Source organism: Micromonospora sp. WMMD710 (assembly GCF_029626045.1).
Classification (GTDB): Bacteria; Actinomycetota; Actinomycetes; order Mycobacteriales; family Micromonosporaceae; genus Micromonospora.
The window spans coordinates 711054-734770 of sequence record NZ_JARUBD010000001.1; the positions used below are offsets into that span (position 1 = coordinate 711054).

General features: G+C 73.9%; 21 protein-coding genes and 1 pseudogene. 13 read left to right on the top strand and 9 right to left on the bottom strand.

Going from position 1 to position 23717, the window contains the following annotated elements:
• Positions 1-37: 37 nt before the first annotated feature.
• The gene (locus tag O7620_RS03430) at positions 38-1495 is read left to right on the top strand and encodes a PLP-dependent aminotransferase family protein (protein WP_151492049.1); all 1458 of its coding nucleotides are present in this window, start codon (positions 38-40) and stop codon (positions 1493-1495) included.
• A gap of 70 nt (positions 1496-1565) precedes the next feature.
• On the opposite strand, the gene O7620_RS03435 is transcribed toward O7620_RS03430, so the two are convergent.
• From O7620_RS03435 to O7620_RS03445, 3 genes are all read right to left on the bottom strand, one after another.
• Positions 1566-3392: a long-chain fatty acid--CoA ligase gene (locus O7620_RS03435; RefSeq protein WP_278121830.1), complete on the bottom strand. Its 1827-nt coding sequence runs from the start codon at positions 3390-3392 to the stop codon at positions 1566-1568.
• A gap of 138 nt (positions 3393-3530) precedes the next feature.
• Positions 3531-4409 carry a terpene synthase gene (locus tag O7620_RS03440; protein WP_278121831.1) on the bottom strand — a complete coding sequence of 293 codons (879 nt, stop codon included), beginning with the start codon at positions 4407-4409 and terminating at the stop codon, positions 3531-3533.
• Positions 4410-4609: 200 nt separating this feature from the next.
• On the bottom strand, positions 4610-5239 hold the full coding sequence (locus O7620_RS03445; protein WP_151491255.1) for a TIGR03085 family metal-binding protein: 630 nt from the start codon (positions 5237-5239) through the stop codon (positions 4610-4612).
• A 172-nt stretch (positions 5240-5411) separates the two neighbouring features.
• Between O7620_RS03445 and O7620_RS03450 the strand changes: the two genes are divergently transcribed.
• The 3 genes from O7620_RS03450 (at position 5412) to O7620_RS03460 (ending at position 9971) form a co-directional block, all read left to right on the top strand.
• On the top strand, positions 5412-7295 hold the full coding sequence (locus O7620_RS03450) for an ABC transporter ATP-binding protein (protein ID WP_278121832.1): 1884 nt from the start codon (positions 5412-5414) through the stop codon (positions 7293-7295).
• 67 nt (positions 7296-7362) lie between these two features.
• Positions 7363-9138, top strand: coding sequence for an ABC transporter ATP-binding protein (locus O7620_RS03455; RefSeq protein ID WP_278126844.1), 1776 nt, complete (start codon positions 7363-7365; stop codon positions 9136-9138).
• 83 nt (positions 9139-9221) lie between these two features.
• On the top strand, positions 9222-9971 hold the full coding sequence (locus O7620_RS03460; protein ID WP_278121833.1) for a DUF2470 domain-containing protein: 750 nt from the start codon (positions 9222-9224) through the stop codon (positions 9969-9971).
• A 21-nt stretch (positions 9972-9992) separates the two neighbouring features.
• Here the strand turns inward: O7620_RS03460 and O7620_RS03465 are convergent, their stop codons facing one another.
• From O7620_RS03465 to O7620_RS03475, 3 genes are read right to left on the bottom strand one after another with little or no spacing between them, the layout of a single operon-like run.
• Positions 9993-10589 (bottom strand): TetR family transcriptional regulator, encoded by a 597-nt coding sequence (locus O7620_RS03465; RefSeq protein WP_278121834.1) that lies wholly within the window; start codon positions 10587-10589, stop codon positions 9993-9995.
• Between the two features lie 34 nt (positions 10590-10623).
• Positions 10624-11379, bottom strand: coding sequence for an ABC transporter permease (locus tag O7620_RS03470; RefSeq protein ID WP_151491252.1), 756 nt, complete (start codon positions 11377-11379; stop codon positions 10624-10626).
• Positions 11376-12107, bottom strand: a complete 732-nt coding sequence (locus O7620_RS03475) for an ABC transporter ATP-binding protein (protein WP_278121835.1) — start codon at positions 12105-12107, stop codon at positions 11376-11378. Before O7620_RS03475 ends, O7620_RS03470 begins: the two co-directional genes overlap by 4 nt.
• Positions 12108-12705: 598 nt before the next feature.
• Here O7620_RS03475 and O7620_RS03480 point away from each other — a divergent pair.
• The 4 genes and pseudogenes from O7620_RS03480 to O7620_RS03495 form a co-directional block, all read left to right on the top strand.
• Positions 12706-12990 (top strand): annotated as a pseudogene (locus O7620_RS03480) (phosphoribosyl-AMP cyclohydrolase); the annotation flags it as partial.
• Between the two features lie 180 nt (positions 12991-13170).
• Positions 13171-13605: a phosphoribosyl-AMP cyclohydrolase gene (gene hisI / locus O7620_RS03485; RefSeq protein WP_278126845.1), complete on the top strand. Its 435-nt coding sequence runs from the start codon at positions 13171-13173 to the stop codon at positions 13603-13605.
• Positions 13602-15155: an anthranilate synthase component I gene (locus O7620_RS03490; protein WP_278121836.1), complete on the top strand. Its 1554-nt coding sequence runs from the start codon at positions 13602-13604 to the stop codon at positions 15153-15155. The genes hisI and O7620_RS03490 overlap by 4 nt, the downstream gene beginning before the upstream one ends.
• Positions 15152-15748, top strand: a complete 597-nt coding sequence (locus O7620_RS03495) for a Trp biosynthesis-associated membrane protein (RefSeq protein ID WP_278121837.1) — start codon at positions 15152-15154, stop codon at positions 15746-15748. Before O7620_RS03490 ends, O7620_RS03495 begins: the two co-directional genes overlap by 4 nt.
• A 44-nt stretch (positions 15749-15792) precedes the next feature.
• Here the strand turns inward: O7620_RS03495 and O7620_RS03500 are convergent, their stop codons facing one another.
• Positions 15793-16062, bottom strand: coding sequence for a hypothetical protein (locus O7620_RS03500; RefSeq protein WP_278121838.1), 270 nt, complete (start codon positions 16060-16062; stop codon positions 15793-15795).
• A 486-nt stretch (positions 16063-16548) separates the two neighbouring features.
• Between O7620_RS03500 and trpC the strand changes: the two genes are divergently transcribed.
• From trpC to trpA, 3 genes are read left to right on the top strand one after another with little or no spacing between them, the layout of a single operon-like run.
• Positions 16549-17352, top strand: coding sequence for an indole-3-glycerol phosphate synthase TrpC (gene trpC, locus O7620_RS03505; RefSeq protein WP_172862221.1), 804 nt, complete (start codon positions 16549-16551; stop codon positions 17350-17352).
• A gap of 38 nt (positions 17353-17390) precedes the next feature.
• Positions 17391-18629, top strand: a complete 1239-nt coding sequence (gene trpB, locus O7620_RS03510) for a tryptophan synthase subunit beta (RefSeq protein WP_151491246.1) — start codon at positions 17391-17393, stop codon at positions 18627-18629.
• Between the two features lies 1 nt (position 18630).
• Complete coding sequence (trpA, locus tag O7620_RS03515) at positions 18631-19434, top strand: tryptophan synthase subunit alpha (protein ID WP_151491245.1); 804 nt, start codon at positions 18631-18633, stop codon at positions 19432-19434.
• Between the two features lie 164 nt (positions 19435-19598).
• Here the strand turns inward: trpA and O7620_RS03520 are convergent, their stop codons facing one another.
• Positions 19599-20249: an NUDIX domain-containing protein gene (locus O7620_RS03520; RefSeq protein WP_278121839.1), complete on the bottom strand. Its 651-nt coding sequence runs from the start codon at positions 20247-20249 to the stop codon at positions 19599-19601.
• Between the two features lie 101 nt (positions 20250-20350).
• Between O7620_RS03520 and lgt the strand changes: the two genes are divergently transcribed.
• Entirely contained in the window at positions 20351-21562 is a 1212-nt protein-coding gene (gene lgt / locus O7620_RS03525) for a prolipoprotein diacylglyceryl transferase (protein WP_278121840.1), read from the top strand.
• A 16-nt stretch (positions 21563-21578) separates the two neighbouring features.
• Positions 21579-22766: an NAD(P)/FAD-dependent oxidoreductase gene (locus tag O7620_RS03530; protein WP_151491243.1), complete on the top strand. Its 1188-nt coding sequence runs from the start codon at positions 21579-21581 to the stop codon at positions 22764-22766.
• Positions 22767-22779: 13 nt separating this feature from the next.
• On the opposite strand, the gene O7620_RS03535 is transcribed toward O7620_RS03530, so the two are convergent.
• Positions 22780-23613, bottom strand: a complete 834-nt coding sequence (locus tag O7620_RS03535) for a GNAT family N-acetyltransferase (RefSeq protein ID WP_151491257.1) — start codon at positions 23611-23613, stop codon at positions 22780-22782.
• Positions 23614-23717: the final 104 nt, after the last annotated feature.

The following is a 23717-nucleotide window of genomic DNA, read 5'->3' on the forward strand; positions in this document are numbered from 1 at the left end:
CCTCCCGGAGGAAGAAGCCAATATCCGAGGAGTGGCTATGAACGGTCAGGTGCGTGGCGTCCAATTGGCCCGGCTGCTCGGGCAGTGGCACGCCCTGCCGGGCCGGCGGCGCAGCCCCGACTACGCGGCCCTCGCCGGTGCGGTGCGCGGGCTGCTCGCCGATGGACGGTTGCCGCTGGGCGTCCGCCTGCCGGCCGAACGGGAGCTGGCCGAGGCGTTGCGGATCAGCCGGACCACGGTCACCGCCGCGTACCGGCAGCTGCGCGAGACCGGGCACCTGGCCAGCCGCCGGGGTGCCGGCAGCTGGACCATGCTGCCCGGCAACCACCGGGTGGCCAGCACCGGCCTGTGGACCCCGCTGGACGACCGGGAGATGATCGACCTCGGGGTCGCCGCGCTGGCCGCGCCACCGCAGCTGCTGGCGGCCGCCCGGGCCGCCGCCGACGACCTGCCGCGGTACGTGGGCGGGGCCGGCTACCACCCGACCGGCATCATCGAGCTGCGCGAGGCAATTGCCGACGGGTACACGGCCCGGGGGTTGCCGACCTCGGCCGACCAGATCATGGTCACCAGCGGCACCCAGCACGCCCTGGACCTGGTGCTGCGCCTCGCCCTGGCCCCCGGCGGCGGCGTGCTGGTCGAGTCGCCGACCTACCCCAACGCGCTCGCCGCGCTGGCCGGCCGTCGGGCCCGGATCACCACCCACGGTCTGGCCGCCGACGCCGGAGGGTGGGACGCCGACCTGCTGCTGGGCAGCCTCCGGCAGACCCGACCCAGGCTGGCCTACCTGATCCCGGAATTCCAGAACCCGACCGGGCATCTGATGCCGGCCCCGCTGCGCGAGCGGGTGGTGGCCGCCGCCCACGCCGCCGGCACCGACCTCGTCGTCGACGAGTCCTTCGTGGACCTGCCGCTGGACGGCACCGAGCTGCCACCGCCGATGGCCACCTTCGACCGGCACTCGCGGGTGGTCAGCATCGGCGGGATGAGCAAGCCGTACTGGGGTGGCCTGCGGATCGGCTGGGTCCGCGCGTCCGCGCCGCAGGTGCAGCGGCTGGCCGCCGTGCGCGTCGGTGTGGACATGGCCAGCCCGGTGCTGGACCAGCTCGTCGCGGTACGCCTGCTCGCCGACGCGCCGGCCATCGTCTCCGACCGGCGGATCCAGCTCGCCGCGCAGCGCGACGCCCTGCTCGACGCGCTGGCGCACCGCCTGCCGGACTGGCGGGTCACCGCGCCGAGGGGCGGCGTGACGCTCTGGGCCGAGCTGGACGGCCCGGTCTCCAGTGCGCTGGCCCGGGCCGCCGAGGAGGTCGGCGTCCGGCTGGCGCCCGGCCCCCGGTTCGGTCTCGACGGCACCCTGGAGCGGTTCCTGCGGCTGCCGTTCACCCTGCCCGCGGCCGAACTGGTGGATGCGGTCGAGCGGATCGCCGGGGTCCGCTACGACCTGGACCGGACCGGCCGGCAGCGGTGGCGGGAGCCGGCCGTCATCGCCTGAGCCGGGTCGGATCGTCGGCGCGGACGCCGGTGGCCCGCACCGGGCGGGTACGGGCCACCGACGACTCGACTCAGAGCTCGGCGAGGGTGCCGGTGTACATCTTGTCGATCTCGGCGGCGAAGTTGCTCTCCACACCGCGTCGCTTGATCTTGAGGGAGGGGGTGATCTCGCCGTGCTCGATGGTCAGATCGCGCGGCAGGATGGTCACCTTCTTGATCGTCTCCCAGCGGTTCAGCTTGGCGTTGAGCTGGGCGACGTACTCCTCGACCATCGTCTGGGCCTCGGGCGAGGCGACGATCTCGGTGTAGTCGCGCCCTTCGAGGGGGCCACCGGCGACCCAGCCCCGGATCGCGTCCGGGTCGAGCGTGACGAGCATGGTGCAGAAGTTGCGGGCCTGACCGACGACGATCGCCTGTGACGTGTACGGGCAGATGGCCTTGAACATCCCCTCGATGTGCGACGGCGCGATGTACTTGCCGCCCGAGGTCTTGACCAGGTCCTTCTTGCGGTCGGTGATCCGAAGGTAGCCCTGCTCGTCGAGCGTGCCGATGTCACCGGTACGGAAGAAGCCGTCCTCGGTGAAGGCGGCGGCGGTTTCCTCCGGCAGGTTGTGGTAGCCGCGCATCACCGGCCGACCCCGCACCAGGATCTCCCCGTCGGTGTCGATCCTGCACTCCAGGTCGCCCATCGCGCGGCCCACGGTGCCGATCCGCAGCCCGGCCGGCGGGTTGACGAAGTTGCCGGCGCTGGTCTCGGTCAGGCCGTAGCCCTCGGAGATGGGCAGGTTCGCGGCGGCGAAGAAGGTGGCGATCTCCGGGCTGAGCGGTGCGGCGCCGGACACCAGCACCCGCATCCGGCCGCCCAGGCGGGCCTGGAGCTTGCTGAACACCAGCTTCTCGGCCAGCCCGTAGCGCAGCTTCAGCCCGGCCGGAACCGGCTTGCCGGCCTGCTCCAGGGTGACCTTCTCCTTGCCGACGCCAACCGCCCAGCTGAAGATCTTCGCCTTCGAGCCGCCGGCGCCCCGCGCGGTGGTCACGGCCTTGTTGTAGACCTTCTCGAACACGCGGGGTGCGCCGCACATCAACGTCGGACGGATGACCGAGAGGAGCTCGACCAGCTTGTCGACCCGACCGTCGACGTAGGTGGGCAGGCCGACGTGGATGGCGCCGCAGAGCAGGGTCTTGCCGAACGAGTGGGCCAGCGGCAGCCACAGGTACTGCAGGTCGTCGTCGCGTAGCAGCCCGACCTCCGCCTGCGCCACCGCCTCCCAGCACCAGCCGCCGTGCAGCAGCTCGACGCCCTTGGGCTGGCCGGTGGTGCCGGACGTGTAGATCAGGGTGGCCAGGTGGTCCGGGCCGATGCCGGCCACGAGCATGTCGATCAGCTCCGGCTCGGCGGCCAACGCCTGGGCGCCGCGCTCCTCCAGATCGGCGAGCGTCAACTGGGCAACCGCGGCGGTCGGGTCGACGGCGCCGTCGAGGAGCACCACGTGGGTGAGCGCGGGCAGGGTCGCGCCGGCGATCTTGGCCGCCTGGGCCGGGTTCTCCGCGAACAGCACCTTCGACCCGGAGTCGGCGATGATGAACGTCGCGTCCGCCGGCTCGGTGGTCGGGTAGACGGTGGTGGTGGCGCCGCTCGCGCACATGATGCCCAGGTCGGCGATCACCCACTCCAACCGGGTGTTGGCGAGGATCGCGACCGGGTCCTCCAGGCCGATGCCCAGGCCGTGCAGGCCGGCGGCGACCGCCTTGGCGCGCTGGCCGACCTGCGCCCAGGTGAGCCAGCTGGGGCCCGAGTCGTCGGAGTTCGGAGACGCGAACGCGTGTCGGTCGGGGGTGGCCGCCACGCGCTTGAGGAACATGTCCGGGATGGAGCGGTACGGTACATCGAGAGCCATCGCTGTAGCCGCCTTCGGGGGTGGTGGCGTGACGGGGGTCACGTCATAGTGGTTACCGAAGAGTATTGCCTGCCACCGGGGATCGGCTAGCCCCGGTGATCGTTCGGCGTCCCGTCGCGCCGACCGGGTGTGGCCGGATCACGCGTACCGGGCGGCCGCGACCGACCAGTCGTAGGTGGCGCGGACCCAGTCCCGCCGGGAGGTCAGCGCCGCCTGGATGTCGTCGCCACCGCTCGCCCGCAGCGCCTCCTCCGCCAGTTGATACGCCGCCAGCCCCTGGTTGAACCGGTCCGCCGCCGCCTGTAACGCGTCCGCCTCGCCCGCGCCGGTCTCCTGGGCGATCACGGTCACCAGGTTGTGCACATCCGGGGCGGCCCGGCTCTCCTTGCCGTAGGAGAAGACGTCGTTGCACCAGCAGACCAGGTCCACCGCCAGTAGGTCCAGGGTGGCCAGCGCCGGGTCGGCGCACCCGGCGGGCCCGAGCGGGTCCGCCGACGCCAGGTCGGTCAGGGTGAGGCTCGGGTGTACGCCGCCGGTGTGCCGGCGCATCTGCACGTACTCCGCGACCTCGGGCACCCGCCGGCGTTCCCGGTTGGCCGACTCCCAGAGCAGCGCCAGCAGGTACTCCCGGACCTGGCTGACGAACCGCAGCAGCAGGGATGGTCGGCCCTGCGCGCGAATCCGGCGGCACAGGTCGTCCAACGCGACGCCGAGCGGACCCGACCCGGGCGGAAGCTGGCCGGCCGGGTCGCCGCCCCGGTCCAGGACGTCCAGCAGTAGCCCGATGACCGGCGCCAGCCGCGCCGGATCGGCCCCCAGGCCGTCCTCGTCGCAGGCGTCGTCCATGACGAAGAGCCAGGAGATCAGGTCGGTCAGCAGGCGCAGCCCGTCCGCCGGCCCGTCCGGGCAGGCTCGTCCGGCGAGGCCGGCGGGATCCGCCCGCCGGAGCCGGTGGAGGCGGTGTCTGGAATCGATCAGCCCCAACGCGTGCACCCAGTCGACGCTCTCGCGCGCCACCCGGTCTGTTGCCTCATGGCGCCGTGCGGGAAACGGGGGTTCCCGCAGCGCCGAAATCGCGAAGTCTCGCACAGTGGCCCCCCCACTCGTGCCGCCCGGCGCAGGACGGCGCGGTGAAGCGTACGGGACCAAGGAATAGGTCCGCGTCGTTGAGGGGGAAGTATCTGAATGGTTATCTGTGACCGTTTAAGCACAGAACGCTACATGCCCAGGTTGGCGACACGCAGCTGCCGCGCGGACGCCGCCGACCCGTCCAGCTGCACCCGGGCCACCCGCTGCCGGCCGGACAGGAACAGGGCCAGCTCGGCCGGAGCGCCGACCACCCGCAGCCGGTCGCCGCCCCGGCCGACGGAGACCTCCCCGTGCCCGGGCGCCTGCACGTAGAGGTCCGCCGGAAAGCGGCGCAGCACGAGCCGGGCCATCGGCGCGACGCGCTTCCACAGGGCGGCCTGCAGTCCGGTGGCCAGGTCGCGGGGCTGCCACCCGGGGCTGGCCCGCCGCACGTCCTCGTGGTGGATGAAGAACTCCATCGTGTTGGCCAGCTCGTCGGTCAGCGGATTGCTCACCGGGCTCCACGCCGGTGGCCGGCGCACCTGCGCCACCAGCTCGGGGTACGGCTGGGCGGCGAGGCGACGGCGCACCCGTTCCGCGTACCCGCGCAGTGGTGGCAGCACGATCCCGCCGGCCGCGTCCGGCCGGCGCTCCCGCAGGACGAGGTGCGCGGCGAGGTCACGGGTGGCCCAGCCCTCGTTGATCGTCGGCGCGTCGGGCCCGAGGGCCAGGAGGAGATCGGCCAGCGCCTGGCGCTCGGCTCGGGCGTACCGCGACATGGCCCGATCGTAGGCCCGGCCGGCCGCCGCCGCGCGACGGCGGGCGCGGGTCACCGCGGCCACCGCGCCGCCGTCCGGTACGTGACGGTCCACATATCCGGTCCGGGTCGGCGGTGCTGGCCCGCAGCGGTAAGGATGAGGGAGATAATTGTGGCTTACGGCGGGGGAGAGCGTGGCGAGTACGACAAGTGGGGACGTGCTGGGCCGAGGGCTGCGGGTGCTGGGGCAGGCCATCCGGGAGCAGCCACGGATCTTCGCGGTCGCGGTGCTCGGGAGTCTGCTGTTCGGCGCGATGGTCATCGTCAGCGCGTACGTGGTCGGCGGGGTCGTCGGTGAGGTGGTGGTGCCGTCCATCGCCCGCGGCCAGGTGGGCACCGGCACCCTGGCGCTGGCCGCTACCGCGCTGTTCGGGATCAGCGTGCTGCGCGTGGCGGGCATCTTCGGTCGCCGGCTCGGCGCCGGCTACATGCAGTACCGCCTGCAGGCCGCCTACCGCCGCCGGGTCACCCGCCGCTACCTGGACCTGCCGGTGGCCTGGCACCACCGCAACTCCACCGGCACGCTGCTGTCCAACGCCAACTCCGACGTGGAGGCGGCCTGGTATCCGATCGCGCCGCTGCCGTTCGCCGTCGGCACGCTGGTGATGCTGATCGGCGCGATCGTCTCGCTGTTCGCCACCGACTGGGCCCTCGCCCTGGTCGGCCTCGCGGTCTTCCCGGCGCTGTTCGCGCTCAACGTGGTCTACTCCCGCCGGATGGCGCCCCGCCAGGCCCGGGCGCAGCGGCTGCGCGCCGAGGTCAGCGGCATCGCGCACGAGAGCTTCGACGGCGCCCTGGTGGTCAAGACGATGGGCCGGGAGGCGCAGGAGACGGCCCGGTTCGCCGGCCGCGCCGGTGAGCTGCGCGACTCGCTGATCGCCGTCGGTCGGCTGCGGGGTGTCTTCGACCCCATGCTGGAGACGCTGCCGAGTCTCGGCACCCTCGCCGTGCTGGTGGTCGGGGCGTTCCGGCTGCGCCAGGGCGCGATCAGCGTCACCGAGCTGGTCAGCGTGGCCTTCCTCTTCACCGTGCTGGCCTTCCCGGTGCGGGCCATCGGCTGGGTCCTGGCCGAGCTGCCGCGCAGCGTCGCCGGCTGGGACCGGGTGCGCCGGGTGCTCGACGCCACCGGCGAGATGCCGTACGGGCAGCGCGTGCTCGACCCGGCCACCTCCGGCCCGGCCACCCTCACCTTCACCGACGTGCACTTCTCGTATCCGGCGGCCGAGGCGCACCAACCCGGCGCGCAGGTGCTCGGAGAGGTCGGCTTCACCGTGCCGGCCGGGCGGACGGTGGCCCTGGTCGGGCCGACCGGCGCCGGTAAGTCGACCATCACGTCCCTGGCGGTACGCCTCGTCGACCCCGACTCCGGCACCGTCGAGCTGGACGGGGTGGACGTGCGGGAGCTGACCGCCGCGTCGCTGACCGGCACGGTGGCCCTGGTCGCGCAGGTGCCGTTCGTCTTCGACGACACGGTCCGCGCCAACATCGCCCTGGACCGGCCGGGCATCGACGACGAGGACGTCTGGGCGGCCCTGCGGCTGGCCGAGGCGGACGGGTTCGTCGCGGCACTGCCCGACGGGCTGGACACCATGGTCGGTGAGCGGGGCACCTCACTCTCCGGCGGGCAACGGCAGCGGCTCACCCTGGCCCGCGCGCTGGCCGGTCGACCGCGACTGCTGGTGCTCGACGACGCGACCAGCGCCGTCGACCCCCGGGTGGAGGCGGCCATCCTCGCCGGGCTGCGCTCCTCGGCGGGCGCGCCGGGGGTGCCGGCCGCGTCGATCCTGGTCGTCGCGTACCGGCGGGCCACGATCGCCCTCGCCGACGAGGTGATCTACGTGGAGCAGGGGCGGGTGCTCGCCCGGGGTACGCACTCCGACCTGCTGGCCACCGTGCCCGGCTACGCCGACCTGGTCACCGCCTACGAGCAGGCCGAGGTGGACCGAGCGCAGGAACGCGCGTACGACGACGAGGTGGCGCCGCTCCCGTCGGGCCTGGAGATCGAGGTGGACCGGTGAGCGCGAGGAGTGCAGCGAAGCGGAGCCCCGCAGTCGCGAACGAGAGGCAAGACCGGTGAGCGCCAGCGTGCGGAACGACGAGCGGGACGAGCGGGCCGAGACGACGTGGCAGACGCTGCGCCGCGGTCTGGCGCTGTCGCCGGAGCTGCGGACCGGGCTGGCCGGCACGTTGGCCCTGGCGCTGGTGTACATGGTCGGGCGGGTGGCCGTGCCGGTCGCCGTGCAGCAGGGCATCGACCGGGGCATCGTCGGCGGCCTGAACCTGGACGTGGTCTGGTCGGTGGTGGCGATCACCGCGGTGATCCTCACGGTCACGACCCTCTGCGGGTACCTGATGATGCGCCGGCTGTTCACCGTCAGTGAGACGGCGCTGGCCAACGTGCGTACCCGGGCGTTCCGGCACGTGCACGACCTGTCGATGTTGCACCAGCAGTCGGAGCGGCGCGGGTCGCTGGTGTCCCGGGTGACCAGCGACGTCGACCAGATCACCCAGTTCCTTCAGTGGGGTGGGGTGATCCTGCTGGTCAACCTCGGTCAGCTGGTGGTCACCACCGCCGTCATGCTGGCGTACTCCTGGCAGTTGACCCTGGTGGTGCTGGCCGCGTTCCTGCCGGCGGTGTTCGTCATCCGGCAGTTGCAGCGCCGTCTGGGCGCGGCGTACGCGACGGTGCGTCAGCGCACCGGCACGCTGCTCGGCGCGATCGGCGAGAGTGTGGTCGGCGCGCCGGTGATCCGGGCGTACGGCATCGCGGGGCGCACCGCCCGGCGGCTGGACGAGGCCATCGACGGTCAGCGCACGGCGCAGCAGCGGGCGATCCGGATCAGCATCGTCGGCAGCTCGGTTGGTGAGCTGGCCGCCGGGGTGGCGCTGGCCGGTGTGGTGGTGCTCGGGGTGACGCTGGGCGTGGACGGCACGTTGTCGATCGGCCAGCTGACCGCGTTCCTGTTCCTGGTGACGCTCTTCATCCAGCCGGTGCAGATCGCCACCGAGGTGCTCAACGAGGCGCAGAACGCGATCGCGGGCTGGCGTCGGGTGCTGGACGTGCTGGACGTCGCCCCGGACGTGGCCGACCCGGGGGAGCAGGGACGCGACCTGCCGGGCGGGCCGCTGGACATCCGCTTCTCGGGGGTGCGGTTCGCGTACCCCGGTGGTCCGCCGGTGTTGCACGACATCGACCTGGACATCCCGGCGAAGAGCCGGGTGGCGGTGGTCGGTGAGACCGGCAGCGGCAAGACCACCTTCGCCAAGTTGCTCACCCGCTTGATGGACCCGTCGGCGGGCGCGGTGCTGCTGTCCGGTGTGCCGCTGTCGGAGGTCCGCTTCGACTCGCTGCGCTCCCGGGTGGTGATGGTGCCGCAGGACGGGTTCCTCTTCGACGCGACGGTGGGGGACAATGTCCGCTTCGCCCGTCCGGAGCTGACCGACGAGCAGCTGGGCGCCGCCTTCACCGAGCTGGGTCTGTCGGACTGGCTGGCCGGTCTGCCGGCGGGCCTGGACACGCCCGTCGGTGAGCGGGGTGAGGCGCTCAGTGTCGGGGAGCGGCAGTTGGTCGCGTTGGCCCGGGCGTACGTCGCCGACCCGGACCTGTTGGTCCTGGACGAGGCGACCAGCGCGGTGGACCCGGCGACGGAGGTGCGTCTGCAACGCACCCTGGACGCGGTCACCCGGGGTCGGACGACCCTCGCCATCGCGCACCGGCTCTCCACGGCGCAGGCCGCCGACGAGGTGATCGTGGTGGATCGGGGGCGGGTGGTGCAGCGTGGCCCGCACGACGAGCTGGTCCGTGACGCCGACTCGGTCTACGGCCTGCTCTTCGCCTCCTGGCTGGAGCAGACCCGGTAACGAAATGTCGGTGTGGTGGACGACGACGGACGGGTGCTCTACGCTCCGGGTTAGGTAAGCCTAACCTTTGAAGGAGGTCGCGCATGCGGCCCAGCCCCGCCGAGATCGTTCGTACCCTCGTCGCCGGTCGGCTGCCCGGCCTCGTGCACCTGGCCCACCGGCCCGGCCCGCACCACGCCCGGCACGTCACCGACCCGGACGGTCGGGTGCTGCTGTTGGTGCCGGTGGCCAGTCATCTGGCCGCCGCGCTGCGCCCGGCCGCCGGAGGCTCCGACGTCGCGGTGGTGCTCGACGTGCTCGACCTGCCGCCCGCCGCCGGCGCGCCCGGGCTGGGCCGGGCCTGGGTCTCCGGGTGGGCCGCCGAGCTGTGCGGGGACGAGGCCCGCCGCGCGGCCGTCGACTTCGCCGCCGTGGACCCCACCGGTGACCTGCTCGACGTGGGCACCCGGTTCCGGCTGTACCGCTTCGAGGTGGTCGAGGTCCGCTGGGAACGCGCCGGCGCGGTGCAGCGCATCGACCCCGGGGAGTACGCCGAGGCCGAGCCGGACCCGGTGCACCCGGTCGAGGCGCGGCTGCTGGCCGACCTCGCCGAGCGCGACGCCACCCAGGTGACCGCGTACCTGCGCCGGCAACTCGGGTTGACCGAGCAGACCCCGGACGGGCCGCCCCGGGTGGTGCGCGTCGACCGCTATGGGCTGGTGGTCGCCCTCGGCCGCCCCGGCGCCCGCCGCCGGGTGCGGCTGGCCTTCCCCGGTCCGGTGGCCGACCCCGACGAGCTGACCCGGCTGCTGCCGCCGCTGCGCCGCCCGGCGAGCGTCCCACCGCCGCGCTGACCGGTGCCGCCCGCCGGCGGTCTAGGTCGGCAGCGGCCCGGTGAGGTAGCGCTGGATGGTGGGGCCGATCGCGGCGGCCAGGGCCTCCGGGTCGGCGGACGCGACCGGTTCCAGCCGGATCACGTGCCGCATCATGGCCAGGCCGATCATCTGGGTGGCCACCAGGGAACCGCGTAGCGGCAGTTCGGCGGGCGCGACGTCGAGCTGTTCGAGCACCCGGCGCAACACCTGCGTGGTGATGAACTCGCGCAGCAGCCGTGCCGTCCACTCGTTGCTCACCGCCGAGCGCAGCAGCGCCACCCCGGCGCTGCCGGCCGGCGAGTCCCAGACGCCGAGGAAGATGCGCACCATGCGCTCGCCGACGCCGTCCCGGTCGCCGGCGAGCACCCTCGGCACCAGCTGACCGGGGTCGACGGGGAAGTTCATCGCGGTCAGGAAGAGCTGGTCCTTGCTGCCGAAGTAGTGGTGCACCAGCGCCGGGTCGACGCCCGCCGCGGCGGCGATGGCGCGGATCGAGGCGGCGTCGAAGCCACGCTCGGCGAAGGCCGCCCGCGCCGCGTCGAGGATCGCCTCCCGGGTGCCCGGATTGCCGGGTCGCCGGCCGGTCCGCCGCGTCATCGCCACCGCTCGTCCCTTTCGCTGAGGCCGCCGGTCAGCCGCTGCGCCGGCGCAGGGTGGCCGCCGCGAGCACCAGCGCCAGCACCACCGAGCCGAACACCACCACGACGTCGCGCCACATCCGGCCGGTCGGCTCGGTGTGGGCGCCGACCTCCTGCAACGCCTCGATGGCGTACGACAGGGGGAAGGCGTCACTGAGCGCCTGGAGCCAGCCGGCCATCTGGTCGCGGGCCACGAACAGCCCGCACAGCAGCAGCTGGGGGATCACCACGACCGGCAGGAACTGTACTGCCTGGAACTCGGTGCGGGCGAAGGCGCTGCAGAACAACCCGAGGGCGACACCGAGCACCGCGTCGAGGACCGCGATCCCGATCACCAGGGCGCCGCTGCCGGCGGTCTGGAGATCGAAGACCCAGTACGCGACGGCGGCGGCGACCGCGGCCTGTACGGCGGCGGCCGCACCGAACGCGATGCCGTAGCCGAAGAGCAGGTCGAGCTTGCCCAGCGGGGTCGTGAGCAGCCGCTCCAGCGTGCCGGAGGTGCGCTCGCGGAGCATGGCGATGCTGGTCACCAGGAACATGATCACAAAGGGGAAGATGCCGAGCATCACCAACGCGATCCGGTCGAACGTCGACGGCTGACCGGGTGGGGTCGGCTGGTCGGCGTACATGAAGTAGACCAGGGTGAGCAGGACGGTCGGCACCGCGACCAGCAGCGCGATGGTGCGCCGGTCGTGCCGGAGCTGGCGCAGGATGCGCCCGGTGGTGGCCGCCAGGATGCGCGCGCTCATGAGGCTCCTCCGGTGTGTGCCGCGCTGGCGCGGATCAGCCGCAGGAACGCCTCGTCGAGGTCGTCCACGCCGGCCGCCGCGCGGATCGCGGCCGGGCTGTCGTCGGCGATCAGCCGTCCCTCGCGGATCAACAGCAGGCGGTCGCAGCGGGCCGCCTCGTCCATCACGTGACTGGACACCAGCAGCGTGGTGCCGGCCGCCGCCATGGCGTGGAACCGGGCCCACAGGTCGGCCCGCAGCACCGGGTCCTGACCGACGGTCGGCTCGTCGAGGATGACCAGCTCCGGGTCGCCGACCAACGCGCAGGCCAGCGAGGCGCGGCTGCGCTGACCACCGGAGAGGGTGGCGACCAGTTGGCCGGCCGCCTGCGCCAGCCCCACGTCGCTGATCGCCCGGTCGGCCTCGGCGCGCCCCCGCCCGTACAGGGCCGCGAAGTAGCGGGCGTTCTCCCGCACGGTCAGGTCGGCGTACACGCTCGGCGCCTGCGTGAGGTAGCCCACCTGGTGGCGCAGCGCGGGAGCGCCGGCGGGCTGACCCAGGACGGTGATCGTCCCGCTGGTGACCACCTGCACGCCGACCACCGCGCGCATGAACGTCGTCTTGCCGCTGCCGCTGGGGCCGAGCAGCCCGGTGACGGCTCCACGGGCGACCGTGCAGCTGATGCCGTCCAGCACCCGCCGTCCGCCCCGGTCGACGACCAGGTCACGGACGGCTATCGCATCGCCCATCACACACCTCCGAGGAAACTCATCGACTGATGAACTCAACGCTAGATGAGATGCCGTCCCCGGCGCAACGCCCGAACCTCGGTCACCTGGGCGGCCCCGTCGCAAGGGGCGGGACAACGGGCAGTAGCCTTCGGACCGGACACCGGGTCCGCCATCGGGCATTGCGCCCTGATCGGACGTACGGCACGATGGCGCGGTGGGTCACGCTCCGTTACCGGACAGCGGTTTTCTTGAAGACTGGGCCGCGCGGCTGCGGCAGGCCGCCGAACGACCGGTCGTCGGCATCCTCCTGCGCGGCAGTCACGCCCGCCGGGCCGCCACCGCGCACAGCGACGTCGACCTCGACGTGCTGGTCGGCGGCGCCCCGTACGCCGCCCGACGGGCGTACCTGGCCGAATCCGCCGGACGGCTGACCCACGTGTCGGTGGCCGCCCGGGACGTCCGCTCCTGGGTGCATCGGCTCGGTGAGCCGGCCGACTGGGCGTTCGGGCTGCCGGTCACCGCGCCCGCCCGGCTGCTCTGGGCCGACCCGCACTGGCGGCCCCGGATCGACCTGCCGGTGCTCTGCCAGCCCGCCGAACCACCCCGGCTGGAGGAGATGATCGCCGCCCTGGGCAAGGCCGCCGCCGCCCGGGCGGCCGACGACCGACTCGGCGTCCGACTCGCCGTCGCCGACCTGGCCCGGCTCTGCCCGTCGGTGCTGCGCCCGGCCAACCCGTCGGTGCGGGTGTCCTCCCGCCGGGCGGCCTTCGCGGCGGCCCTGGACCTGCCGGTCGCCCCGGCCGGCTACCGGGAGGACATGCTGCTCTGCCTCGGTCTGCGCCCGGGCTCCACCGGGCAACTCTGGGTCGCCGCGGTGCGGCTGGTCGCCGGCACGCTGCCGCTGATCCGCCCGTACGCCGAGGTGATCGCCGAGGCCGCCGGCACCGACCTGGCCGACGCTTTGGTCGACGGGCGGCTGGACCGCTACGTCGCCCAGTTGGCCCGGCCCGCCGGCCCCCGACCGGTAACCGGACGGGAGCGGTCGCCGGTCCCCGCCCCGCGTGCGGGACAATGGGTCACTGTGCCCGTACCTGACGCGCCGGTGACCGGCGTCCCCAGCGAACCGAGCGGCCCGGCGGCGTCCACGCCGGCCCGTCCGTCCCGGCTCGACCCGGCCATCGCGGCCCGGCTGCGCCGCACCGCCGACGGCCTGGTCGCCGCCGTGGTCCGCGCGCACGACTCCGGTGAGGTGCTGATGGTCGCCTGGATGGACGACGAGGCGCTGCACCGCACCCTCACCACCGGCCGGGCCACCTACTGGTCGCGCAGCCGGCGCGAGTACTGGGTCAAGGGCGCCACCTCCGGGCACCACCAGTACGTCCGCTCGGTCGCCCTGGACTGCGACGGCGACGCGCTGCTGGTCAGCGTGGAGCAGGTCGGCGCCGCCTGCCACACCGGCCACCGGACGTGCTTCTTTACCGAGCTGCCGGTGACGGGGACGGGGGCACGGCCGTGACCGACGGCGCGGTGAGCCCCGACCTGACCACCTTCACCGAGCTGGCCGCGCACTGGCGCGTCGTGCCGGTCACCCGGCGGCTGCTGGCCGACGCGGAGACCCCGGTCGGGGTCTACCGCAAGCTGGCCGGTGGACCCGGGACGTTCCTGCTGGAGTCGGCCGAACAGGGCGTCGGCTCGGCCGGCATGGCCTGGTCGCGGTACTCGTTCATCGGGGTCCGCAGCAGCGCCACCCTCGTCGAGCGGGACGGCGTGGCGACGTGGCTCGGCCAGCCGCCGGCCGGTCTCCCGACCGAGGGCGACCCGGTGCGGGTGCTCCGGGAGACCGTCGCGGCGCTCGCCGGCCCGGTCGGCGACCCCTCCGACGGGCTGCCGCCGCTGACCGGGGGCATGGTCGGCTACCTCGGCTACGACCTGGTCCGCCGCTTCGAGCGGCTGCCCGAGCTGACCGAGGACGACCTGGGCGTGCCGGAGCTGGGCATGATGCTCGCCACCGACCTGGTGGTGCTCGACCACTACGACGGCTCGGCGATCCTGGTCGCCAACGCGCTGCTGCCACCGTTGGACGCCCCGGACCGCGTCGCGCAGGTCACCGCCGCGTACCACCACGCGGTCGGTCGGCTGGACGCGATGAGCACCGCGCTGTCCCGGCCCATCCCTCCGATGATCTCCACGGTCGAGCGTCCGCCGGTCGGCGACGTGCTCTGCCGTACGCCCGACGGCGGCTACCCGAAGGCGGTGGAGGCCGCCAAGGAGGCGATCCGGGCCGGCGAGTGCTTCCAGATCGTGCTGTCGCAGCGCTTCGAGCGGGCCACCCACGCCGATCCGCTGGACGTCTACCGGGTGCTGCGCACCAGCAACCCCAGCCCGTACATGTACCTGCTGCGCTTCGACGGCTTCGACATCGTCGGCTCGTCACCGGAGGCGCACCTGAAGGTCACCGCCGGCGCGGACGGGCAGCGCCGGGCTCTGCTGCATCCGATCGCGGGCACCCGCCCGCGCGGCGACACGCAGGCGGCCGACGCGGCGCTGGCCGCCGAGCTGCTCGCCGACCCGAAGGAGCGGGCCGAGCACGTGATGCTGGTCGACCTCGGCCGCAACGACCTGGGCCGGGTGTGTCAGCCGGGCAGCGTGCAGGTGCCCGAGTTCGCGACCATCGAGCGGTACAGCCACGTGATGCACATCGTCTCCACCGTGACCGGCACGCTGCGTGACGACCAGAGCGCGTTCGACGCGCTCGCCGCGACCTTCCCGGCGGGCACGCTCTCCGGCGCTCCCAAGGTGCGGGCCATGGAGATCATCGAGGAGTTGGAGCCGGTGCGTCGCGGCCTCTACGGCGGCACGGTCGGCTACTTCGGCTTCGGCGGCGACCTGGACATGGCGATTGCCATCCGGACGGCGCTGATCCGCGACGGCCGCGCCTACGTGCAGGCCGGCGCGGGGGTGGTGGCCGACTCGGACCCGGCCGCCGAGGACCAGGAGACGCGGAACAAGGCCGCCGCCGTGCTGGCGGCGATCGCCGCCGCCGAAACGCTCCGGCCGGCCCGATGAGCGCCGAGGGTGGCGACCGGGCCGTGGTGGCTCGGCGCGCGTTGACGTACGCCGTGGTGCTCTGCGTGGCCGGGGCGGGCCTGGCGCTCTGGGCGGCGACCCGGACCTGGTCCCTGGAACTGACCGTGCGGCCGGCGCCGCTGCCCCCGGTGCGCGACGCGCGCAGCGGCGCCGCCCTGCAGCCGTGGCTTCCGGCGCTGGCCCTGGTCACGCTGGCCGGCGGCGGCGCGCTGCTGGCGACCCGGGGTCGGGTGCGGCGCCTGCTCGGCGTGCTGGTCGGTGTGCTCGGGCTGGCCGTGGCGGCCGGCGGCGGGTACGGCCTGGTCGCTGACCTCGACGGCGTGGTGAGCCGGCAGTGGCCGGCGCTGTGCCTGCTCGGCGGGCTGTTGGCCGCCGTGGGCGGCGGGTGGACGGCGTGGCGGGGCGACGGGTGGCCGGCGATGGGCGCCCGGTACGAGCGGCCGGCGCGCACCGTCACGGAGAGTGCGTCGCCGGCGGTCGGCCCGGCGGGATCGTCCGCTCCGCTGGCCGGGCGGCGGACCACCGAGGCGTGGGACGCGCTGGACCGGGGCGAGGACCCGACGGCGGGCTGATCCGCCCGCCGGCTGCCTGCGCCCCGGCCGCCTGCGACCCGGCGTCAGCCGACGGGTTGACGGTCCCGCGGCGACCGGCGGGCGGCGACGCGCGTGGCGGTCAGCTCGGCGACCAGGCGGTCCAGTTCGGCGCGCTGGTCGGCGCGGGCCCGGTCGGCGCACACCGCCTCCCAGGCGTTGCCGCGTGCGGTGCGCATCCGCCCCTCGCCGACGACGGCCCGTTCCAACGTGTGTACGACGCCAACGGCCAGCGACGCCACGGTCCGCGAGATGGTGGTCAGCCCGATGCTCGGGGTCGGCTCGGCAATGCTCATGGTCACCTCGCACGAGGAGTTAGCGACGGTTGGGCAGGCGCGCCATCGAGTCTGCCCGAGGACGATGCTGACCGGCTGACGTTTCGCCGGGGTGACCGCCCGGTCAACTGTCCCGCCCCGGCCGCGACCAGGGACCGGCCGTTCGGCCTTGAGCTTGCTCACACGATCGACATGCGTCACTGTCGCCGAGCGGCGACCCAGGGTCGGTGGCATGATCGATGGGTCAGCCCGGTTCGACCGGGAACGCCGGGCTCCCGTCGCGTGATGGCGGTCGATACCGGAGGTGGCGCAGCGTGACATCCCGTTCACGGCAAGTCGGCCATTATGCCGCAGCCGTTTTCGTGAGCAGCGCCATACCCCCGGCATCCGGCGTCGGCCGCCTGCCCCTAGCATCGGCCCATGACACCCGGAGAGGGGAGTCCGTTGGTGACTGCTGAGCATGCGCACGCGGAGGGGGACGAGGCCGGTCAGGCAGCGTCCGTAAGCGTGCTCGACGAGATCCTGGCCGGCGTGCGCGAGGACGTCGCCCGGCGCCAGGAGCAGGTTCCGCTGGAGCGGATCCGTGAACTGGCCGCGGCGGCGCCGCCGCCGCTGGACGCGTACGCGGCGCTGCGCAAGCCCGGCGTCGCGGTGATCGCCGAGGTGAAGCGCTCCTCGCCGTCCAAGGGCCGGCTGGCCGAGATCGCCGACCCGGCCGACCTCGCCGTCGACTACGCGGCCGGCGGGGCGCGGGCGATCAGCGTGCTCACCGAGGGGCGCTGGTTCGGCGGCTCGCTGGACGACCTGGCGGCCGTCCGGGCCGCGGTCACCGTGCCGGTGCTGCGTAAGGACTTCGTCGTCTCCAGCTACCAGGTGCACGAGGCGCGCGCGCACGGTGCCGACCTGGTCCTGCTGATCGTCGCCGCCCTCGAGCAGAACGTCCTGATGGGCCTGCTGGAGCGGATCGAGTCGCTGGGCATGACCGCACTGGTCGAGGTCCACGACGAGGAGGAGGCCGACCGGGCCCTGGAGGCCGGCGCGCAGGTGATCGGGGTCAACGCCCGTGACCTGCGTACCCTGGAGGTCGACCGGTCGGTGTTCGAGCGGATCGCGCCCGGCCTGCCCAGCAGCGTCGTCAAGATCGCCGAATCCGGCGTTCGTGGCCCGCACGACCTGATCCGGTACGCCTCCGCGGGCGCTGACGCGGTCCTCGTCGGCGAGGGCCTGGTCACCCAGAAGAGCCCCCGCGAGGCGGTCGCCGAGCTGGTCAACGCCGGCAACCACCCGGCAACGCCCCGGCCGGTGCGCTGACCCCGCGCCGGTGTGACGCCCCACCGAGAGGATTTCCGATGAGCGCCGACGCGCTGGCCCCGGTGGCCGGCCCGCAGCCCGACTCCGCCGGCCACTTCGGTCGCTTCGGCGGCCGGTTCGTTCCCGAGGCCCTGGTGGCCGCGCTGGACGAGCTCGACGGGGCGTGGCGTACGGCGATGGCGGACGAGTCCTTCCGGGCCGAGTTCGGCGCGCTGCTGCGCGACTACGCGGGCACACCGTCGCTGCTCTACGAGGCCCGGCGGTTCTCCGCGAAGGTCGGTGCCCGGGTGCTGCTCAAGCGCGAGGACCTCAACCACACCGGCGCGCACAAGGTGCGCAACGTCCTCGGTCAGGCGCTGCTCACCAAGCGGATGGGCAAGACCCGGGTGATCGCCGAGACCGGCGCCGGCCAGCACGGCGTGGCCACCGCGACCGCTGCCGCCCTGTTCGACCTGGAGTGCGTGGTCTACATGGGCCAGGTCGACACCGAGCGGCAGGCCCTCAACGTGGCCCGGATGCGGATGCTCGGCGCCACCGTCGTCCCGGTCACCAACGGCTCGCGCACCCTCAAGGACGCGATGAACGAGGCGATGCGCGACTGGGTGGCCAACGTCGACGAGACGCACTACCTGATCGGCACCGCCGCCGGGCCGCACCCCTTCCCGGCGATGGTCCGGGACTTCGTCCGTGGCATCGGTGACGAGGCCCGCCAGCAGTGCCTCGACCTCACCGGCGGGCTGCCCGACGCGGTCACCGCCTGCGTCGGTGGTGGCTCCAACGCGCTCGGCATCTTCCACGCGTTCGTGGGCGACGAGGCCGTGCGGCTGTACGGCTTCGAGGCCGGCGGTGACGGTGTCGCGACCGGCCGGCACGCGGCCAGCATCACCGGCGGATCCGCCGGCGTGCTGCACGGCACCCGCACGTACGTGTTGCAGGACGCCGACGGGCAGACCCTGGAGTCACACTCGATCTCTGCCGGCCTGGACTACCCGGGGGTCGGGCCCGAGCACGCCTGGCTGCACGACAGCGGCCGGGCCACCTACCTGCCGGTCACCGACGACGAGGCGATGGCCGCGTTCGAGCTGCTCTGCCGTACCGAGGGGATCATCCCGGCGATCGAGAGCGCGCACGCGCTCGCCGGCACCGTGGCCCTGGCGCCGAAGCTCGCCGCCGAGCTGGGTCGGGAGCCCACCATCGTGGTCAACCTCTCCGGGCGGGGCGACAAGGACGTGCACACGGCCGGCGACTACTTCGGCATCCTCGACAAGGAGCGGTGAGATGAGCCGGATTGGGGTGGCCTTCGACAAGGCCCGGGCCGACGGGCGGGCGTTGCTGGTCGGCTGTATGCCGGCCGGGTTCCCCACCGTCGAGGGCAGCATCGCGGCGATGACCGCGATGGTCGAGGCCGGCGTGGACGTCATCGAGGTGGAGATCCCCTACTCGGACCCGGTGATGGACGGGCCGGTCATCCAGAAGGCCAGCGACATCGCGCTGGCCGGGGGCGTACGCACCGCGGACACGATGCGCGTCGTCGAGGCGGTCGCGGCCACCGGCGCGCCGGTGGTCACCATGACCTACTGGAACCCGGTGGAGCGCTACGGCGTGGACGTGTTCGCCCGCGACCTCGCCTCCGCCGGTGGCACCGGCCTGATCACCCCGGACCTCATCCCGGACGAGGCCGACGAGTGGCTGGCCGCCTCGGACGCGCACGGTCTGGACCGCACGTTCCTGGTCTCGCCGTCGTCCACCGACGCCCGGCTCGCGATGACGGTGGGGCACTGCCGTGGGTTCGTCTACGCGACCGCGGTGATGGGGGTGACCGGCGCCCGGGCGCGTACCTCCGACGCCGCGCCGACGTTGGTCTCCCGGACCCGCGCGGTCACCGACCTGCCGGTCGGCGTCGGCCTGGGTGTGGGCACCGGCGCGCAGGCCGGCACCGTGGCCGGGTACGCCGACGGCGTGATCGTGGGCAGCGCCCTCGTCCGGTGTGTGCTCGACGCGTCCTCCGAGGCCGAGGGGCTGGCCGCGCTGCGCACCCTGAGCGCCGAGCTGGCCGAGGGCGTCCGCAACCCCGTCCGCTGAGCCGGTTCCGCCGACGGCTGTGGCGCTCGTCTGCGGGTGCCGGGACATGAGTGATGCCGGTGAGTCATCAATATGACTCACCGGCATCACTCAATTGCACGTGACCGGGCCGGTGCGGGGTGCACCGGGAGCGACGGCGGGCCTTCGGGGAGATGTCGGCGCTGTCACGGTCGCAGGGACGGATCCACTGCCTCGCCGCGCTGCTCCGGTGGCTGCCCCGCGCCGGGCCGCACGCCAGACCCCATGCCAGACCCCACGCCGGGCCGCTCGTCCTGGCCGGTCTCGGGCCGCCTGTCCTGGTCCGCCGCCGACCACCCCTCCTCGGCGGCGAGGGCCGGTGGCGGGGCCTCGACGGTGCCGGGTGCCCAGGAGACGTCGCGCAGGACGCCGGAACGGCCGGCGAGCGCGTCGGTGACGGCGGCCCGGGTGAGCGGGGTGACCGCCTCGGGCAGCGCGACGGGTGCGTGCCAGGACAGCCGGCAGCCCGGTGGCGGATCGGCGGCGGGTCGGTCACCGGCCGCACGCGCCCGGAACACGTGCACCAGGACATCCGGCAGCGGCCCGGCCCGCCCCGCCGGCGCGCCAACCGTGCCCGGCCCGGCCAGGTGGTAGACACCGACCAGGTCGGCCAGTTCGATCTCCCAGCCGGTCTCCGCACGGATGTCGCGCACCGCCGCCCGCACCGGGCTCTCCGCCGGGCGCAGCCGGCCACCGGGCAACGCGTACCGGCGCTCGCCCCGACCCTGGCGGCAGAGCAGCACCCGCCCGACGTCGTCGGTGACGACCGCGGCGACCGCCCAGGTGAGCGCGCTCATGGACAAAGAGCCTACGGCGGTGCAAACCAGAAGTCACCGGGATGACCGTACGGCGGCCCGGGGTGCCGCTTCGGGGGGGCACAGCGGTAGCGTGTGCACCCGTGACCTACGCCTCGCTGTCCCCCCAGGCAGCCCTGCCCAGTCCCAGCACCGCCGTATGGCAGCTCGGGCCGGTCCCGATCCGGGCGTACGCCCTGTGCATCATCCTCGGCATCATCGCGGCCTGTTGGGTGACCGAGCGTCGGCTGCGCCAGCGCGGTGTCGCTCCGGGCGCGGTGCTCGACATCGCCGTCTGGGCGGTGCCCGCCGGCATCATCGGGGCCCGGATCTACCACGTGATCACCTCCCCGGAGAAGTACTTCGGCGCCGGCGGTGACCCGATCAAGGCGTTCGCCATCTGGGAGGGCGGTCTCGGCATCTGGGGCGCGGTCGCCGGTGGCGCGGTCGGCGCCTGGATCGCGGCCCGGCAGCTCGGTATCCCGTTCGGTGTGGTGGCCGACGCGCTGGCCCCCGGGCTGCCGTTGGCGCAGGCGATCGGCCGGTTCGGCAACTGGTTCAACAACGAGTTGTTCGGTGGCCGGACCACCCTGCCGTGGGGTCTGGAGATCCACCGGATGGACCCGGACAATCCCGGGCACGCGTTGCGCGACGACGCCGGCCAGCCGATCCTCGAACCGGGCCTCTACCAGCCGACCTTCCTGTACGAGGCGCTGTGGAACCTCGGCGTGGTCGCCCTGGTCCTCATCCTCGACCGGCGGCTCAAGCTCGGCAAGGGCCGCGCGTTCGCCCTCTACGTGATGGGCTACACCGCAGGCCGTTTCTGGATCGAGCTGATGCGCACCGACGAGGCGAACCAGATCCTCGGCGTCCGCCTCAACGTCTGGACCGCCGCCCTGGTCTTCCTCGGCGCGTTGATCTACTTCGTGCGGGTGCGCGGCCCCCAGGAGTACCTGATCCCGCTCGGCGTGGCGGCGACGTCCACGCCGCCCGCCACGTCCGACCTGTCCCAGGTCGACATCTCCGCGCGGGACGCCTCGGCGCGGGCCGCCGCTCCGGAGGGCTACCGGGTGGTCAGCGAGGAGCAGTACCACGCCTGGCGGGACACCGGCGTCCTGCCGCCCGAGGCCGACGAGGACCGGCCCGCCGACGAGGACCGGCCCGCCGTTGATCACCGGCCCGCCGACGATGAGCCGCTCGACGCCGCGGCGGCCGACGACGCGCCGTCGACCGACCAGCCGGTGGACGGTACGCCGGAGACCCGCGGCGACCGGGCCGGCGCCACCGGCGCGCGCCCCGCCGACCGGGACAGCTGAGCGGGGGGCGGCACCGATGCGAAGCGCGGTGGTGGTCGGCGCCGGAGTCGGTGGCCTCGCGGTCACCAGTGCGCTGGCACGCTCCGGCTGGCAGGTCACCCTGCTCGAGCGGGCCGAACGGGTACGCCCCGAGCCGACCGCCGTGGTGCTCTGGCCCAACGGCGTCCGCGCCCTGCAGGCCCTCGGGCTCGGCGCCGGCCTGGCCGCCATCGCCACCCCGCTGCCCGACGGTGGGGTCCGCCGCCCGGACGGGCACTGGTTGGTGCAGCCCCGACCCACCCCGGCCGACCGGATGCCGGTGGTGGTGCACCGGGAGGACCTGCACGACGCGCTGATCGCCGGGCTCGGCGACCGCGTCGAGCTGCGCACCGGCGTGACCGTGCGGCACGTCCGGGTCGAGCCGGGTCACCGTCCGGCGGTCAGTGACGGGCGGCAGACCATCGAGGCCGACCTGGTGGTCGCCGCAGACGGCACGGACAGCGGCATCCGCCGCCAGCTCGCCCCCGAGTCCCGGGTGGTCAGCTCCGGCTGTGCCGCCTGGCGGGCCGTCATCCCCTGGTACCGGGCGCCCCGGCTGCCCGCCGACCAGCCGGTCGCCGGTGAGGTCCTCGGCGCCGGCTACCGGTTCGTGGCCGCCTCGTTGGGCGAGCGCGGCTCGTCGGGCGGTTCCACCCGGGGCGGCATCTACTGGGTGGCCACCGCCGCCGGAGCGCCCCGGCCGGAGCCGCCGGAGACCCAGCTGGCCCTGCTGCGCCGTTGGTACGCGGGCTGGCCGGAGCCGATCGGCGCGCTGCTCGACGCCACCGACCCCAGTGACCTCGTCCAGCAGGAGGTCCGCGAGCTGCGTCCGTTGCCCCGCGCGTACGGCTTCGGAGTCGGGCCGGGCGGTGTGGTCCTGCTCGGAGACGCGGCGCACGCCATGCCGCCGCACCTCGGGCAGGGCGCCTGCCTCGCCTTCGAGGACGCCGCCACGCTGGCCTCCCTGCTGCGCGAGGCCCGGCTGCCCGACGCCGTGCAGGCGTACGACCGGGTGCGCCGGCCGCGCGCGGCCACGGTGGTCCGGCAGACCCGGCGCATGTCGGCGGTGCTGCAGACCCGTGGACGGCTGGCGTTGCGCGCCCGCGACGCCGCCCTCGGCACGATCAACTCGCGCCTGCTCTCCAGCGCCGCGGCCTCCGCCGCCCAGTGGCGCCCCCCGGCGTGACCCGCTCCCCGGGTCAGATCAGGGCGGCGGGTTCGGCGATGCAGGCGGTGCCGATGCGGCGGAAGCCGACCCGCAGGTAGACCCGGGCGATCTCGTCGCTGCCCGCGGAGAGGAAGACCAGGTCGGTGCCGGCGGCGAGAAGTTCCCGGGCGAGGGTCGCGGTCAACGCGGCGCCCAGACCGCGCCGCCGGGCCGCCGGCAGGGTCGCCACACCGGCGATCTCCGCGACGTCGTCCACCCGCATCGCCATCCCGCTGGCCAGCGCGCCCTCGGCGACCGTGCAGGCCAGCGCCGAGATCCGTCGGCCGTCGGCGATGCGGGTGCGCTCCTCGTCCAGGGCGGCCAACTCCAGTCCGGTGACCGCGGCGTCCCGTTCGGCCGGACCGGCGTCGCCGCGCGCGGTGCCGGCGGCCGCGAACGCCACGGCCGCGACCGCCCGGCGGGCGGCCACGTCGGCGGCGAAGTCGGGCGAGTCGGGCATCAGCACCCGCACCGGTACGTCGGAGAGCGACGCCGGGTCGGGCAGCGCGGCCTCATCGAGCACCATCAGCGGTGCCTCCAGCACGTTCAGCCCCGCCGAGCGGGCCACCGCGAGCAGTTGCGGGGTGGTCTCGTGCACCCATTCGAAGGCTTCCGGCAGGCCCAGTTCCCGTTGCCGTTCGCGGACGGACGTCACGTCGGCCAGCGACGGCGGTTCGCCGGCGTCGAGGCGGGGCCGGGCGTAGAACGGCCATCCGGCGCCGTCACGGACGAACAACACCAGCCCACCATGTTCCTCCGCACCGGCGACGTCGCGGGGCACCGCGTCGTAGAAGCGTTCCAACCGGTCGAAGACGTCCTGATGCAGCGGATCCACCGCGCGAGACTACACGTCCCAGACTCTGGACGGTGTGATCAATCTTGAGTGGCCTTGCGCCCCCAGCCCTAACGTAGACTCAATAGACCCACGGG

Bases quoted from the DNA above. Each gene is read 5' to 3' on its own strand.
- O7620_RS03520 (WP_278121839.1), bottom strand. From the start codon at position 20,249: ATGAGCGCGCTCACCTGGGCGGTCGCCGCGGTCGTCACCGACGACGTC.
- trpB (WP_151491246.1), top strand. From the start codon at position 17,391: ATGAGCGCCGACGCGCTGGCCCCGGTGGCCGGCCCGCAGCCCGACTCC.
- O7620_RS03435 (WP_278121830.1), bottom strand. From the start codon at position 3,392: ATGGCTCTCGATGTACCGTACCGCTCCATCCCGGACATGTTCCTCAAG.
- O7620_RS03475 (WP_278121835.1), bottom strand. From the start codon at position 12,107: ATGGGCGATGCGATAGCCGTCCGTGACCTGGTCGTCGACCGGGGCGGA.
- O7620_RS03465 (WP_278121834.1), bottom strand. From the start codon at position 10,589: ATGACGCGGCGGACCGGCCGGCGACCCGGCAATCCGGGCACCCGGGAG.
- O7620_RS03500 (WP_278121838.1), bottom strand. From the start codon at position 16,062: ATGAGCATTGCCGAGCCGACCCCGAGCATCGGGCTGACCACCATCTCG.
- O7620_RS03470 (WP_151491252.1), bottom strand. From the start codon at position 11,379: ATGAGCGCGCGCATCCTGGCGGCCACCACCGGGCGCATCCTGCGCCAG.
- O7620_RS03460 (WP_278121833.1), top strand. From the start codon at position 9,222: ATGCGGCCCAGCCCCGCCGAGATCGTTCGTACCCTCGTCGCCGGTCGG.
- O7620_RS03530 (WP_151491243.1), top strand. From the start codon at position 21,579: ATGCGAAGCGCGGTGGTGGTCGGCGCCGGAGTCGGTGGCCTCGCGGTC.
- O7620_RS03430 (WP_151492049.1), top strand. From the start codon at position 38: ATGAACGGTCAGGTGCGTGGCGTCCAATTGGCCCGGCTGCTCGGGCAG.
- O7620_RS03495 (WP_278121837.1), top strand. From the start codon at position 15,152: ATGAGCGCCGAGGGTGGCGACCGGGCCGTGGTGGCTCGGCGCGCGTTG.
- O7620_RS03445 (WP_151491255.1), bottom strand. From the start codon at position 5,239: ATGTCGCGGTACGCCCGAGCCGAGCGCCAGGCGCTGGCCGATCTCCTC.
- trpA (WP_151491245.1), top strand. From the start codon at position 18,631: ATGAGCCGGATTGGGGTGGCCTTCGACAAGGCCCGGGCCGACGGGCGG.